This window comes from Mesorhizobium sp. M0772 (assembly GCF_040320135.1).
GTDB lineage: Bacteria > Pseudomonadota > Alphaproteobacteria > Rhizobiales > Rhizobiaceae > Mesorhizobium.
Genome location: NZ_JAMYPB010000025.1, coordinates 43162 through 57808, shown reverse-complemented (window position 1 = coordinate 57808; position 14647 = coordinate 43162). Strand labels below are relative to the sequence as shown.

At 64.0% G+C, this 14647-nt stretch carries 14 protein-coding genes and 1 pseudogene; 3 read left to right on the top strand and 12 right to left on the bottom strand.

Features of this window, described 5'->3' with window-relative positions; all coding sequences use genetic code 11:
• The first annotated feature begins 42 nt into the window (after nt 1–42).
• Nucleotides 43–1029 (top strand): ABC transporter permease, encoded by a 987-nt coding sequence (locus NKI06_RS17905; protein WP_023672350.1) that lies wholly within the window; start codon nt 43–45, stop codon nt 1027–1029.
• 2 nt (nt 1030–1031) lie between these two features.
• Here NKI06_RS17905 and phnN read toward each other — a convergent pair whose 3' ends face one another.
• The 9 genes from phnN to NKI06_RS17860 all read right to left on the bottom strand — a co-directional run bounded on the left by phnN (nt 1032) and on the right by NKI06_RS17860 (nt 10847).
• Complete coding sequence (gene phnN / locus NKI06_RS17900; RefSeq protein WP_023703740.1) at nt 1032–1661, bottom strand: phosphonate metabolism protein/1,5-bisphosphokinase (PRPP-forming) PhnN; 630 nt, start codon at nt 1659–1661, stop codon at nt 1032–1034.
• Nucleotides 1658–2812 carry an alpha-D-ribose 1-methylphosphonate 5-triphosphate diphosphatase gene (locus NKI06_RS17895; RefSeq protein WP_352986442.1) on the bottom strand — a complete coding sequence of 385 codons (1155 nt, stop codon included), beginning with the start codon at nt 2810–2812 and terminating at the stop codon, nt 1658–1660. Before NKI06_RS17895 ends, phnN begins: the two co-directional genes overlap by 4 nt.
• 34 nt (nt 2813–2846) lie before the next feature.
• Nucleotides 2847–3554 carry a DUF1045 domain-containing protein gene (locus NKI06_RS17890; protein WP_352986440.1) on the bottom strand — a complete coding sequence of 236 codons (708 nt, stop codon included), beginning with the start codon at nt 3552–3554 and terminating at the stop codon, nt 2847–2849.
• A 154-nt stretch (nt 3555–3708) separates the two neighbouring features.
• On the bottom strand, nt 3709–4521 hold the full coding sequence (iolB, locus tag NKI06_RS17885) for a 5-deoxy-glucuronate isomerase (protein WP_352986438.1): 813 nt from the start codon (nt 4519–4521) through the stop codon (nt 3709–3711).
• Between the two features lie 192 nt (nt 4522–4713).
• Nucleotides 4714–4962, bottom strand: a complete 249-nt coding sequence (locus tag NKI06_RS17880) for a hypothetical protein (RefSeq protein WP_023728866.1) — start codon at nt 4960–4962, stop codon at nt 4714–4716.
• 9 nt (nt 4963–4971) lie between these two features.
• Nucleotides 4972–5889 (bottom strand): myo-inosose-2 dehydratase, encoded by a 918-nt coding sequence (gene iolE / locus NKI06_RS17875; protein WP_352986436.1) that lies wholly within the window; start codon nt 5887–5889, stop codon nt 4972–4974.
• Between the two features lie 141 nt (nt 5890–6030).
• Nucleotides 6031–7881 carry a 3D-(3,5/4)-trihydroxycyclohexane-1,2-dione acylhydrolase (decyclizing) gene (iolD, locus tag NKI06_RS17870; RefSeq protein WP_352986434.1) on the bottom strand — a complete coding sequence of 617 codons (1851 nt, stop codon included), beginning with the start codon at nt 7879–7881 and terminating at the stop codon, nt 6031–6033.
• Nucleotides 7882–7914: 33 nt separating this feature from the next.
• Nucleotides 7915–9849, bottom strand: a complete 1935-nt coding sequence (locus NKI06_RS17865) for a bifunctional 5-dehydro-2-deoxygluconokinase/5-dehydro-2-deoxyphosphogluconate aldolase (protein ID WP_352986432.1) — start codon at nt 9847–9849, stop codon at nt 7915–7917.
• Nucleotides 9850–10001: 152 nt separating this feature from the next.
• On the bottom strand, nt 10002–10847 hold the full coding sequence (locus tag NKI06_RS17860; RefSeq protein ID WP_023672343.1) for a MurR/RpiR family transcriptional regulator: 846 nt from the start codon (nt 10845–10847) through the stop codon (nt 10002–10004).
• Between the two features lie 213 nt (nt 10848–11060).
• Here NKI06_RS17860 and NKI06_RS17855 point away from each other — a divergent pair, with 213 nt between their 5' ends.
• Nucleotides 11061–12170: a Gfo/Idh/MocA family protein gene (locus NKI06_RS17855; protein WP_023748282.1), complete on the top strand. Its 1110-nt coding sequence runs from the start codon at nt 11061–11063 to the stop codon at nt 12168–12170.
• Between the two features lie 12 nt (nt 12171–12182).
• On the opposite strand, the pseudogene NKI06_RS17850 reads toward NKI06_RS17855, so the two are convergent.
• Nucleotides 12183–12871, bottom strand: a pseudogene (locus NKI06_RS17850) (helix-turn-helix transcriptional regulator).
• A 126-nt stretch (nt 12872–12997) separates the two neighbouring features.
• On the opposite strand from NKI06_RS17850, the gene NKI06_RS17845 reads away from it, so the two are divergent.
• Nucleotides 12998–13633, top strand: coding sequence for a LysE family translocator (locus NKI06_RS17845; protein WP_352986430.1), 636 nt, complete (start codon nt 12998–13000; stop codon nt 13631–13633).
• 115 nt (nt 13634–13748) lie between these two features.
• Here the strand turns inward: NKI06_RS17845 and NKI06_RS17840 are convergent, their stop codons facing one another.
• Complete coding sequence (locus NKI06_RS17840) at nt 13749–14264, bottom strand: SRPBCC domain-containing protein (protein ID WP_352986428.1); 516 nt, start codon at nt 14262–14264, stop codon at nt 13749–13751.
• Entirely contained in the window at nt 14242–14601 is a 360-nt protein-coding gene (locus NKI06_RS17835) for an ArsR/SmtB family transcription factor (protein WP_023687408.1), read from the bottom strand. Before NKI06_RS17835 ends, NKI06_RS17840 begins: the two co-directional genes overlap by 23 nt.
• Nucleotides 14602–14647: the final 46 nt, after the last annotated feature.

The following is a 14647-nucleotide window of genomic DNA, read 5'->3' as shown; positions in this document are numbered from 1 at the left end:
GGCTTCAGGCGATTGCCGGTCCGGCGCATTGGGGAGAAGACGATGAGCAAAAAAGATCTCGGCCTGCTGATCCTGATCCTGGTGGTCGGCGCCGTGGTGACCGCCATCAACCCGCGCTTTCTTTTGCCGATCAACCTCGCCAACACCTCGAACCTGATCGGCCTGTTCGGGATCCTCGCCATCGGCCAGGCCTTCGTCATCATTACCGGCGGCATCGAATTGTCGGTGGGATCGCTGGTGGCGCTGCTCGGCACGCTATTCATCGATTTCATCGCCGTGCGCGACATGCCATGGCCGCTGGCGCTGCCGCTGATCCTGGTGCTGGGCGGCATCATCGGACTGGCGCATGGCTGGCTGATCACAAGGCTGAAATTGCAGCCCTTCGTGGTCACGCTGTGCGGCCTTTTGATCTATCGCGGGGTCGCCCGTTTCTATACCGCCGACGGCACCGCCGGCTTCGCCTTCGGCCAGAATTTTCCCGAGCTCGAATTCCTCACCGCGGGCCGCAGCTATGGCGTGCCCAACAGCTTCATCGCACTGATCGTCATTTCGATCGTCATGTGGGTGGTGCTGCACCGCTCGGTGTTCGGACGCTACCTCTATGCCATCGGCAAGAACGAAGAGGCGGCGAAATATTCGGGAATTCGCACCGGCCGTGTCGTCATGGCCGCCTATGTCATCTGCGGCGTGCTGACGGCGCTGTCGGCGATCTATTTCGCCATGTACACGCGCTCGATCTCGCCGGCCAGCCACGGCCAGTTCTACGAGCTCTACGCCATTGCCGCCGCCGTTCTCGGCGGCTTCTCGCTGCGCGGCGGCGAAGGCTCGCTGGTCGGCGTCATCCTGGGCACCGTGCTGCTGCAGGAGTTGCAGAACCTGGTCAATCTGCTCGGCATCCCGTCCTCGCTCAACTTCGCGGTGATGGGCGGCGTGATCCTGATCGGCGTGCTGGTCGACCAGCAATGGGGCGTGTTCCGCGCAAGGCGGCTGATGCTCGATGCCAGCCGGAAGACTGTCGCGGCGGAGTAGCGCTACATCACGCCGGATATATCCGAGAAGGCCATCGCATTGCGCAGCACCTCGGCGAAGCGTTCTCCGGCGGCTTCGCGCTGGCCGCCATTGTCGATCGAGGTGACGCCGGAGCCGGACAAAGCGATATTGGCGCTGCGGGCGAGCCGAGCCAGCACTTCGCCGCGCGATTCGCGGCCGCGCTGGGCGAGACGCTCGGCGAGGATTTCCGGCGAGGCGGTGATCTCGACGACAGCCAGATTGGCATAGCGCTCCCGCAGCACCGGGATGACTGCGCGCGAGACATTGGCGACCGCGACATAGCCGTTGGCGATGGACGAGTCGACATCGGCCGGAATGCCGTAGCGCAGGCCGTGCGCCTCCCAGGAAATGGCGAAGGCGCCGTCGGCCTCGGCTTCGACAAAGGCCGCGTCGGCCAGCGTGTCGTGATCCTCGCTTGCCGCATCGCTCGGCCTGGTGATGACCCGGCGGACGAACTCCAGCCTCGTCTCGTCGGCAAACAAGGTGCGGGCATAACCGATTACCGTATCCTTGCCGGCGCCACTCGGGCCGACGACGGCGACAAACACGCCGTTGCGGAGCGGAAAGGCCTCGCTGCTGAGTTCGCGCTCGATCGACGCCGAGACCATCAGGCGACCCGGCGCCCTTGGCGCCAGACAGTGCGCACGACCGGCACATGGTCGTCGACGCGCACACGCACGAGGTCGGCGCGGCGGCCCTGTTCGATGACGCCGCGGTCGTTTAGGCCGATCGCCTCGGCCGGATTCTTCGACACCATCGCAACCGCCTGCGGCAGGGAAATGCCCTCGACGACGTCGCCGAGGAAGAAGGCCGACTGGATCAGGCTGAAGGGAATGTAGTCGGACGACAATATGTCGAGCAGGCCGTCGCCGGCCAGCGTGCGGGCCGAGACGTTGCCCGAATGCGAGGAGCCGCGCATGACGTTGGGCGCGCCCATCAGCACGCCGAGCCCGGCATCCTTCGAGGCCTTGGCGGCTTCCAGCGTGGTCGGGAATTCCGCGACGCGCACGCCCTGCTCGATCGCTTCGTCGACATGGCCCGATGTGGCGTCGTCATGGCTCGCCAGCACAATGCCCCACTCGTTGCAGGCGGCTGATATCGCCACCCGGTTCGGTCCCGAATTCTTCGCTGATTCCGACATCCGCTTTTCGCAGAACAATTGGAAGTCGCGATCGGTCAGCTTCAGCTTGCGCTGGTAGTAATAGGCGTAGGTCTCGAGATTGACGAACTGGCGCTGTCCCGGCGCATGGTCCATCAGCGAGGCCAGTTTGACCCGCTCGTCGCCATCGAAATTGGCGAAAGCCCGCAAGCAATCCGGCGCCGAGACCTCGCAGCGCAGGTGCAAGAAATGGTCGGCCCGCAACCGGTCTTTCGCGACGCTGTCCTCGATCGCGCCGGCGAGCTTGCGGATGTCGTCGGAGGTAATATCCGCGTCCTCGTCCATGCCGACACGCAAAGCGTCGAGGACGGTGGTGATGCCGGCGGTGGCCACCTGCGCGTCATGGGCAAGGACGGCGGCGATCGGGTTCCAGCGCACTTTCGGGCGCGGCGCATAGTGGCCTTCGAGATGGTCAGTGTGCAGCTCGACCAGGCCGGGAATGATGTAGTCGCCGCCCATGTCCTCGCCGCCCATGCTCCCGCCGGTGTGGCCGGTGCCGGCGTCGACGCCGGAGATAAAACCGTCGCGCAGCACGAGCGACCCTTCGACGATCTCGTCGGCAAGCACGATGCGGGCGTTGTGGAGAACAGTTTCGGCGGTCATTCAGGCAGTCCTTGCTTACTCGGACGAATTGCGGTCAGGCGGTTTTTCGGGCAGCGCGGCGGCCGAGCGCATGATGCGAAAGCACCATGAACGGAGCGCCCGGTTCGGTTTCGACGAACAGCGTCAGCGCATCCACCAGCACCGGCTGCTGCAGCACATCGGCGAACAGGCTGTCGATTGCCGCGCGCAGACGTTGGCTTTCCTGCGGCCCGGCCCGGCCGGACAGTGTCATGTGGAAGCGAAAGGTCTCGAACACGTAGGGGTAGCCCCACTGACAGAGATTGCGGAACTCGGCGGGTTTCAGCGAATCCGGGCTGCGCCGCGCGCTCTCGGCCTCGGTGAGCGGCGCGCGAAAACGGTCGAAGCTAAGCACGACATCATCGGCGAAACGGTTGAGCGGCGGCAGCGGGCCTTCCGGCAGCAAAGCGAAGAAACCATCGATCTGGCTGACGACCAGGCGCGGGATGGTGACCGTCGGCGTTGCTTCGGCAAAGGCGTCCAGCGCCGCGCGCAACGAGCTTTCGGTTTCGTTGGCGGCCAACCGGAAGGGCGCTTTCAGCGTCGCATGAAAACCGTAGCGCCGCGCCGATGCGGTGTGAAAGGCGACTTCGGCCGCCGACAGCTCGCCCACCGCCTCGACCGGCCTGGTGGCGGCGCCAAAGGGGTCGCGGCCCAGCCAGTTGGCGGCGAGCCGCGCCAGCGGCTCGTCCTGCCTCGGGGTGAAATAGATGGCGTAGCGCATCGAAAAAAATCCTCGTCAGCCCGCTGCCATAGGTGATTTCCATGACGGATTGACGAAGCTTATGCGGGTTTTCGAAGGCAAATCGACCCCGCAGGTCCTTAGCCGACGATTTTTTCCTGCTGGACCAACAGCTTCCGCCGCAAGCGAAGGCCGATCAGGCCTTCATCAGCCATTCGTGCTCGAGCGCGTTGTGGAACTTCCATGTCCGCTTCGGCCCGGCCATGACGTTAAGGTAATAGAGGTCGTAGCCGTGGCAGGCGGCGCAGGGGTGATAGCCCTTGGGCACCAGCACAACATCGCCGTCCTCGATCGCCATGGCTTCGTCCAGTTCGCGGGCGCCGGTCTTGTCGGCGTCGGTGTAGACGCGCTGGAAGGCAAAACCCTGCGGCGGGTTGAGGCGGTGGTAGTAGGTTTCCTCAAGATAGGATTCGGCCGGCAGATTGTCCTGGTCGTGCTTGTGCGGCGGGTAGCTCGATGTGTGGCCGCCGGGCGTGATGACCTCGACCACCAGCAGCGAGTCGGCCGGCTTACCCTCGGGCAATATGTTGGTGACGTAGCGCGTGTTGGTGCCTTTGCCCCGAGTCTCCTGGCCGAGGTCGTCGGGTGCGATGACGCGAACGGGCAAGCCGCCGCCAAGGCCCGGCGCCGAGCAGACCGCGAGCTCGAGATCGGTGTCGGCGGTGACCGACCAATCCGACCCCTCCGGAATATAGACCGACCACGGCTTGCCCTCGAAGGGCGACATGCGCTCGCCGAGCAGGCCGAGTTCCTGGCCGCCGGCCCTTGCCGTGCCCTTGCCGGTGACGAACACCAGGCAGACTTCGCGATCCCGCGTCTTGCCGGATGCGGTCGCGCCCGGCTTCAGCCGGTGCAGGTCGAAGCCGACATAGGTCCATCCGGCGCTTTTGGGCGTGACATGGGCGACGCGGCCATGGCCCTTGTCGGCTTTGACGAGCAGTTTCGACATGTTTTGTCTCTCCTATCGCATGTCTTCGAGGTCGGCCTCTCAACTTCGTCATCCTAGGGCGAAGCAGGAGCGAAGCTCCGTCGCGAAGACCCTAGGATGACGAAGCGAGGGACGTTCCGGCCAATCATCGACGTAGGCGATACGCCAGGTGTCCAGTGTCCGACCCGCAAGCCCTTCCGAGCCACGGCCGCTTCATTCCTTCGGTCCGGCGTCCGCCTTCGCTTCGCCGGTCTTCGGTCGATCAGGCGCAGCCTTGCTCTCCTCCACCGGCTTGTAAAGATAGAAGAACTGCCAGACGGCGTAGGCGGCAAAGCCGAGCGCAATGATGCCCCAGAATGGGGTGCCGGAGGCGAATTCTATTCCGGCCCAGATCACGCAGACGGCGACGACGGCAACGCGCCGCCACAGCGGCCGGAAGAACGGGTGCTCGTAATCCTTCATCGGATCGCCTCAGGCATTGGGAAAACCCTGCGTTTCCACCGTGTAGCCGGCCGCCGTCATCACCCGCATCAATTCCTTGTGGCCGACCTGCGCCATCTTGAGCGGCGGGTTCTTCTTCGGGTCCTGCTCGGCCTCGACGACGAACCAGCCTTCATAGCCATGGTCGGCGAAGCGCTGCACGATGGCGCCGAAATCGAGCGAACCGTCGCCAGGCACCGTGAAGGCACCGAGCGCCACGGCCTCGAGAAAGGACTGTTTCGTGCGGTCGAGCCCGTCGATCACGCCCATGCGCACATCCTTCACATGGACATGGCTGATCCGCTTGTGGTGGTTGTCGATGGCGCGCAGCACGTCGCCGCCGGCAAAGGCGAGATGCCCTGCATCGAGCAGCAACGGAATGCCTTCGCCGGAATGGCGCATGAAGGCATCGAGCTCCGGCTCAGTCTCGACCACTGCCGCCATGTGATGGTGATAGGACAGCGGCATGCCTTGCTCGGCGCACCATTCGCCGAATTCGGTGAGGCGCCTGGCATAGGCCCTCATCTCGTCGTTCGACAATTTCGGCTTGGTGGCGAGAGGCCTGGAGCGATCGCCCTGGATCGAGCGGCCGACCTCGCCATAGACGATGCAAGGCGCATTCACCGCCTTGAACAGGTCGATCATCGGCTGGATGCGATCCTTGTTCTTGCCCATGTCCTCATCAACCAGGGTGCCGGAGAACCAGCCGCCGCACAGCGTCACGTCGGCCTTTTTCAGGATCGGCAGCATGATTTCGGGGTCGTTTGGAAAACGCCGGCCCATTTCCATTCCGGTGAAACCTGCCGAGCGCGACTGGCGCAGGCACTCTTCCAGCGAGACGTCGTCGCTGAGTTCGGCAAGATCGTCGTTCCACCACGCAATGGGGGACATGCCCAGTTTGGCTTTCAAGTTTTAGCTCCGGTTTTTTGTTCACCCTCCCCCTTGTGGGGAGGGTCGCTGCGAAGCAGCGGGGTGGGGTGCGGCGCCAGACCCCCACCGGACCTTCGGTCCGACCTCCACAAGGGGAGGTAGGGGGCGGGTGCATGTACATCAATCGCCGATTGTCTGCATCTGCCGCTTTTCGTCATAGGCCTTGCGGGCTGCGTTGACCTGCGGCCGTGCGGAGACTTCCGGCACCGCGACATCCCACCAATGGCCGCCGGCATCGGTGGAAATCAGCGGGTCGGTGTCGATGACCAGCACGGTGGTGCGGTCGTTGGTTTTCGACTTTTGCAGCGCGGTCTCCAGGCCGGTGATCGACGGCACGTTCTCGGCAATAGCGCCCATGCTGGCCGCATGCGCGGCGAAGTCGATGTCGGGCAAGATCTCGTGGCGCGCGTCCTTCAGGAGGTTGTTGAAGTTGGCGCCGCCGGTGGCCATCTGCAGCCGGTTGATGCAGCCATAACCCCTGTTGTCGAGCACCACGATGATCAGCTTCAATCCGAGCATCACCGAGGTGGCGATCTCCGAATTCATCATCAGGTAGGATCCGTCGCCGACCATGACGACTATCTCCTGATCGGGCTTGGCCATCTTGGCGCCGAGCCCGCCGGCAATCTCGTAACCCATGGTCGAGAAACCATATTCGCCATGGTACGAGCCGGGCGCGCCTGCCTGCCAGAGCTTGTGCAGCTCGCCCGGCAGGCCGCCCGACGCATTCAGCAAGGTCACGCCGGACCCCAGCGCGCGCTGCACGGCGCCGATCACCTGCGCGTCCGAAGGGAAGGCGGCGTTGGTCGACGCCGTCACCTTGGAGGCTTCGGCCTGCCATGCCTTCTTGCCTTGGGTCGCATTGTCGGTCCATGTCGCCGGTGCTTTCCAGCTCCCCAACGCCGCACCCAGTTCGACAAGCCCTTCGGCCGCATCGGCGACCAGCGGCAGCGCACGATGCTTGCCGGCATCGAAAAGCTGCACGTTGAGTCCGATGATGGTCTTGCCGGAATTCTTGAACAGCGCCCATGAGCCGGTGGTGAAATCCTGCAGCCGGGTGCCGATGGCGAGCACGACATCGGCTTCTTCCGCCAGCCGGTTGGCCGCGGACGTGCCGGTGACGCCGACCGCCGCCATGTTGCGCGGATGTGTGTCGGGCAGCGAGGATTTGCCGCCTTGCGTCTCGCAGACCGGAATGCCGGCGCTCTCGGCGAATTTCGCCAGTTCATCCGAAGCCTGCGAATACAGCACGCCGCCGCCGGCGATGATCAGCGGTTTTTTCGCACCCTTCAGCGCGGTGACCGCCGCCGCCAATTCATGCCGGTCCGGACGCGGCCGGCGCTGGTGCCAGACGCGCTCGGCGAAAAAGCTCTTGGGATAGTCATAGGCCTCGGCCTGCACGTCCTGGCAGAGCGACAGCGTCACCGGGCCGCATTCCGCCGGATCGGTCAGCACCTGCATGGTCCGCGCCAATGCCGGGATGATCTGCTCGGGACGGGTGATGCGGTCGAAATAGCGCGACACCGGACGGAAGCAGTCATTGACCGTCGCGGTGCCGTCGGAAAAGTCCTCGGCCTGCTGCAGCACCGGGTCGGGAATGCGGTTGGCGAAGACATCGCCCGGCAAAAACAGGACGGGCAACCTGTTTACATGGGCGAGCGCCGCCGCCGTCACCATGTTGAGCGCACCGGGGCCGATCGAAGAGGTCGCGGCCATGAAGCGGCGGCGGAAATTGGCCTTGCCATAGGCGATCGCCGCATGCGCCATCGCCTGCTCATTGTGGGCGCGGAAGGTCGGCAATTCGTCGCGCAGCTGGTACAGCGCCTCGCCGATGCCGGCGACATTGCCGTGACCGAAGATCGCCCACACACCGCCGAAGATGGGCACTCGTCTGCCGTCGATCTCGGTCATCTGCTTGCTCAGAAAGCGGGTCAGCGCCTGCGCCATCGTCAGGCGGATTGTCTTGCTCATGGTGTTTTCCTCCGCAGTCCTCTTGCCGCGCCTTTATGCTGCTTTACGGCCACGCGCGGCAAGCCACGCTTCGGTCAACTGTTCGAAGCGCGCGGCCATGTCGGCGACAGCCTCGTCATCCGTCATCTTGCCCGCCAGCCATTGTTCGGCGGCGTGGACGAAGATTGTGCGGCCGACGGCAAAGCCCTTGACGATCGGCGCCTTGGCGGTGGCGGCAAAGGCCGCTTCCAGTTCGTCCTGCGGCGCTTCGAGACCCAGCAGCACGACGCCACGACACCAGGGATCGTGCTTCAGGATCACCGCTTCGATCTTGGCCCAGGCGCCGGCCGACGCCTGCGGTTCGAGCTTCCACCAGTCCGGCTTGATGCCAAGCGCATAGAGTTCTTCCAGGGCGCGCGGGATCGTCGTGTCATCGAGCTTGCCGTGCTTGCCGGCGATGATCTCGACCAGAAGCTCCCGGCCGACCTTCCGCGCGGCTTCGAACAGCGAGCGCAGCTTCTGCTGCTGCTCTTCCTTGAGCGCTGCCGGATCGTCGGGGTGATAGAAGCACAGGCATTTGATGCAGTGGTCGACCGGCCATTCCACCAGTTGCGAGCCGATGTCCTGCGAGAACTCGAAGCGCAGCGGCCGGGAGCCCGGCAGTTCGACGGGACGGCCGAGCCAGGCAAAGGGGTGGCGGGCGAACTCGAACATCGCCTCGCGACCGTGCTTCTCGTCGATCAGCATGCCATAGCCGTCGCGGCCGGCGGCGACTTTCGCCGCAGCCTTGACCGCCAGCACCTTGAAGTCGCGGATGCGCGCCGGATCGGCGCCGGTCTTTGCCGCGACGTCCTCAAGCTGCACACGGTGGTCGCAGGCGAGCGCCATCATCGAGGGGATATCGCGGCGGCGGGTCGTCGCCCAATGGATGTGGTTGATCGCCTCGTCCTTGCGCAACGCTAAGTGCTTGCTGCCGTCCTTGAGGAAGAACTGCAATTCCTCGAAGGTCGGATATTCCGGCGCGCAGAGCAGCCGCGACACGGCGAAGGCGCCGCAGGCATTGGCCCAGGTCGCCGCCGTTGCCAGGTTTTCGCCACCGAGCCAGCCGCGCAGAAAACCGGACATGAAGGCATCACCCGCGCCCAGCACATTGTAGATCTCGATCGGAAAGCCCTTGCCGACGATACCGTCTTCCAGATCGTCGCTGACCGGCCCGTCATAGACGATGCAGCCCATGGCGCCGCGCTTCAGTACGATGGTTGCCTTGGACAGCGCGCGGATCGTCTTCAGCGCGCTCAGGCAATCGTCGGCGCCCGAGGCGATCATGATCTCTTCCTCGGTGCCGACGATGAGGTCGCAATCGGGCAGCACCGTCTTCAGCTGGGCTGAGACGCGGTCGGATTTGACATAGCGCTCAAAACCTTCGGCATGGCCGGCGAGGCCCCAGAGGTTGGGGCGGTAGTCGATGTCGAACACCACCTTGCCGCCCCTGGCCTTGATGATGCGGATCGCCTTGCGCTGGGCGGCGTCGCTGTTGGGCCGGGAAAAATGCGTGCCGGTGACGACGATGGAACGGGCCGAGGCGATGAAGGCTTCATCGATGTCTTCTTCGGCGAGCGCCATGTCGGCGCAGTCGCTGCGATAAAAGATCATTGGCGAGACGCCTTCGCTCTCGACCGAAAGCAGCACCAGGGCCGTCAGCCGTTCCTGGTCGGTCTTGAGCCCATCGACATTGACGCCTTCGCGCCTGAGCTGCTCGCGGATGAAGCGGCCCATCTGCTCGTCGCCGACGCGGGTGAGCAGCGCCGAGCGCAGGCCTAGTCTCGCCGTGCCAACCGAGATGTTGGCCGGGCAGCCGCCGACCGATTTGGCGAAGGAGGTGATGTCCTCCAGCCGCGAGCCGATCTGCTGGCCGTAAAGGTCGACGGAAGCGCGACCGATGGTGATGACATCGAGCGTCGCCTGTTTGGCGTCCATGGCTTCGCTCATTGGAACCTCCCGTCGGTCTTGTTGTCTTGAGCAACGTAGTTGGGGGACACGCGCGAGCGGCAGCGTGGCGCCGGGAATATGAAATAATAATTCCAATCCATAGTCAATATGGAATGAGCATTCCTCCGCGAATTCGAGCGCCGGGCGCCGGCCTAGGCCTTACGCTTCTTTCCGGTGCTGCGCCGCTTCTCGCCGACGCCGACGGTGAGCGCCATGGCCAGCGCCATGGTGGCCGACAGCGAGCGGAAGCCGGCGAAATCGGCCTCGGCGACCTCGAACCAGACCTTGGCGAACTGGGCGAGTGGCGAAAACGAACTGTCGGTGATGGCGACGATCGGCACGCCCTGTTCGGAAATGGTGCGGGCCTCCTCGATGGTGGCCGGTGCGTAGGGCGAGAAGCTGATGGCGATGACGGCGTCCGCCGGGGTGGCGAAGGCGACCATTTCGGCATTGAGGCCGGCGGCGGATTCGATCAGCTGGTTGCGGATCTTCAGTTTGCCCAGCGCATAGGCGATGTAGCTCGCCACCGGATAGGAGCGGCGCTTGGCCAGGACATAGATGGTCTCGGCCTTGGCCAGCAGCGCAATTGCGTCTTCCAGATGGGCCTCGTCCAGCGAGCGTGAGATGTCGTTGAGCGAAGTGCTGGCGGCGGCGACGAAGCCGTCGAAGATGGCGCGGTGTCCAGCACCCGCATCGGCCTTGGCGCGCAGCGCCTGCAGGCGTTCGTCATAAGAGGAATTGCGCTCGCGCAGCCGCTCGCGAAACACCTGCTGCAGGCTGGTGAAGCCGTCGAAGCCTAGTTGCTGGGCAAAGCGGATCAAGGTGGACGGCTGCACGCCCGCCGAAGCGGCGATGCTGGCGGCGGTGCCGAAGGCGATGTCATCGGGATTGTCGAGCGCATAGGCGGCGATCTGGGCGATGCGCTTGGGCAAGGTTTCACGGCGATCGAGGATCGTGGCGCGCAGCGTCTCGAAGTCGCGAGGTACCCGTTCGTCCATCGTCGCCCCGTCCAAGCTCATCTAGAGCATGATGCCGAAAAGTGTGCAGCGGTTTTCGGACGACATCATGCTCTCTTTAACTCAAGTGACGTCCTCTCTGCCCCATCATAGCGAGCCTGCGCAAGAAGGCCATAAAAAATGAGGCAGACATTCCATTCGGAGAAGAAATGGACTAATTCATCCATCGATCGCTTCAGGTATTGGGAGAAAGAAATGGTCGGCGTTGGTCTTATCGGCACGGGTTTCATGGGCAAATGCCACGCCATTGCGTGGAGCGCCGTCGGCGCCGTCTTTCCCGATGTCGCCAAGCCGAAGCTGGTCCATCTCGGCGAGGTCAACGAGGAGCTGGCCAAGCGCAAGGCCGGTGAGTTCGGCTTCGCCAAGGCGTCGGGCGACTGGCGTGCCGTCGTCAACGACCCCGAGGTCGATATCGTCTCGCTGACCACGCCCAATCAGTTCCATCCGGAGATGGCCATCGCTATTCTCGAAGCCGGCAAACATCTGTGGTGCGAGAAGCCGATGGCGCCGAGCTTTGCCGAAGCAGCGGCGATGGCGGCCGCGGCGAAGAAGTCCGGCAAGGTCGCAGCGCTTGGTTACAACTACATACAGAGCCCGGCCATCCGCCACATCGGCGCGCTGCTCGAGGAAAAGATCATCGGCGAGGTCAACCATCTGCGCATCGAGATGGACGAGGACTTCATGGCCGACCCCGAAGCGCTGTTCTTCTGGAAGCATGAGGCCGCATCCGGCTATGGCGCGCTCGACGATTTCGCCGTGCATCCGCTGTCGCTGGTCTCGACGCTGTTCGGCCGCGTCGCAAAAGTCATCTGCGACATGGCCAAACCCTATGTCGACCGCAAGCTGGCCAGCGGCGGCCGCCGTGCGGTGGAGACCTACGACATCGCCAGCGTTTTGATGCATCTGGAAAACGGCATTGCCGGCACGCTGCTGGTCAACCGCTCGGCCTGGGGCCGCAAGGGCCGCATCGCCATCCAGATTTTCGGCTCCAAGGGATCGATCCTGTTCGACCAGGAGCGGATGAACGAAATCCAGCTCTATGTCACCGCCGATCGCCCGACCGAACAGGGCTACCGCACCATACTGGTCGCGCCACATCACAAGCCCTACGACGCCTTCCTCCCGGCGCCGGGCCATGGGCTCGGCTTCAACGATCTCAAGATCATCGAGTGCCACGAATTGCTGACGCGGCTTGCCGGCAAGCCGGCACGGGTCATCGAGTTCGCCGAAGGGCTGGAGATCGAACGCACCGTGCACGCGATGGCGAGGTCGTTCGAGGAGAAGCGCTGGGTGGATGTGCGGTAAAATCCGCTCGCTTCAGCCGCCAGCGACAGCGTTCCAGCCATCGACCCAGACCTGCCGCAGGCGATCGCCTTCGCCCTTGAAGCGCAGGCCGGTCGCCCGGCAATCCGCGATGCGGTCGCTGCGGAAATTGCGGATGGCCTGGCGCAATTCGCACTAGGCGACGATGTTGGCGGTTTCTGAATAGTAGATCAGCGCGATTGGACGGATCAGCCGCTCGGAGGCGCGGCCGATTTCGTCGCGATAGGACAGGTCGAGCTTTTCCTCGTCGCGGATGGCGCGGCGCACAAGCGCCAGATCGATGGTCCCGATTGCCGGTGCTGCGAACCCCCAGACATGCAGTGCGTTGGCGTCGAACGCCTGGCGCAACGGCGGCGGCACGGCGCCGGCGATCTTGGCGCTGACGCGCTTGGCCGCCTGCTTGAGTTCGCTCCCGTGCGCTCCAGCAGGGCGAGCGACAGGACGATCGCTTCCATCTCCTCGATCGAAAACATCAGCGGCGGCAGGTCGAAGCCGGGCCGCAATATGTAGCCGATACCGCGCCCGCCTTCGATCGGCACGCGCATTGCCTGCAGTGCGGCGATGTCGCGATAGATCGAACGCATCGTGACTTCCAGCTGCCCGGCGATCATGGCTGCCGTCACCGGCTGCCGCGCCAGCCGCAGGATCTGGATAATCTCGAACAGCCGCGACGCCTTGCGCATTTCCTCTCCCTGATGAACGCTACTGACACATCCCCGTCAGTTGGGATGATTTATTGGACTGCCTATCGGGTTGAAAATCAACAAATTCCTCAACGGCACCCCAGCAGGAAGCGACAGGCAACTGACATGAGCTACGCGGAAAATCTCTGGCTGTTCTTTATCCTGCTGTTCGGCATCATCATCGTACCCGGGATGGACATGCTGTTCGTGCTTGCCAATGCGCTCACCGGCGGCCGCGACCGGGGCCTCGCCGCCACCGGTGGCATCATGGTCGGCGGCATCGTGCACACGCTGAACGGCGCCATCGGCGTCGGCCTGCTGATGCATTTCGTACCGATCCTGTACAAGCCGCTGCTGATAGCCGGCGCCGCCTACATGGCCTTCATCGGTATCTCGCTGATGCGCAGTTCCATCACCGTCGGCCACGACGGGCCCGCCGGCAGCCGTACGGCCTGGAAGGCCTTTCGCCAGGGACTGGTGACCTGCCTGATCAACCCGAAGGCCTATCTCTTCATATTTGCCGTCTATCCGCAGTTCCTGAAGCCGGATTACGGCCCGATCTGGATGCAGGCGACGGTCATGGGCTTGCTGACGATGCTGACGCAGGCCGCCATCTATGGCGGGCTCGCCATCACCGCCGGCCGCAGCCGCAATCTGCTGGTGGCCAATCCGCGGGCGACCGCTTTTGCGGGCCGGGCGGCCGGACTGCTGCTGTTTGCGGTCTCGGTGTTTACGGCATGGGAAGGGTTGAGGGCAGCGTGATCCCGATCAAGCGATGACGCCGCGTATCTTCGTCTCGGCGCTGCGCTTGCGGATCACTGTCCCGGTCTTTTCGTCGTCGAGGGGGGCAGCAACCCCGTCCCGGAGATCGATGACGTCATGACCGCCTCACGCTCTCGCCCAAGACGACGAGAAGCTCGTCCAATTGCTCGAACGTCTCGCCCATCGCATCCGCCGCCCCGGTACCGGCCGCGTCGAGAGCCTCCTTCGAGGGATAGAGTTCGTGCATGACCAGCAGCGTATTGCCACCCTTTTCCTCGAAGGTCAGCGTGGTGACGGGTCCACCGTCACCACCTTCGTCATTGGTCCAGACAAGGCGTGAGTGCGGTGTCACTTCGATATACCTGCCGAAGAATTCGTGAAGGTCCGAGGCGTCGTGGCCGAACACCAGGCGGTACGTGCCTCCTGTACGAGCATCCATCTCGCAGGAACGCAGGAACATGCCCATCGACTTCGGCACCCACCACTGCTTGAACAGCTCGGGCTTGGTCCACGCCTCGAACACGATGCGCGCCGGACCGTTGACTGTTCGCGTGACGACCAGCTCGCGCTCGGACGTCCGTTCGACCGTCGTGCGGTTGTTCGTGGGCTCACTCTCGGTTCTTTGGCGCATCGGCTTTCTCCTTCCGTTTCAATTCCTCGACAACCTTGTCCAACTCGTTGAAGCGTGCGTCCCAGAGCAGGCGGTGCCGCTCGATCCAGGCCGCCTCTTCCTCCAGTCCGCGCAGGCCGAGCTTGCAGGTCCGCACGCGGCCAACCTTCTGCGTGGTGACGAGCCCCGCCTGCTCCAGGACGCCGACGTGCTTCTTCATGCCCGTGAGGGTCATGTGGAACTTTCCGGCAAGCTCGGTGATCGAAGCATCTGCGCGTCCGAGCTGCTCCAGAACGCCACGCCGGGTGGCGTCCGAGAGCGCGGCGAACGAGGAGTCCAAGTCGGCATACTGAACCATATGGTTCAGTATCTAGCAGACCGGTGGCCGGGGTGCAAGGGGAGCC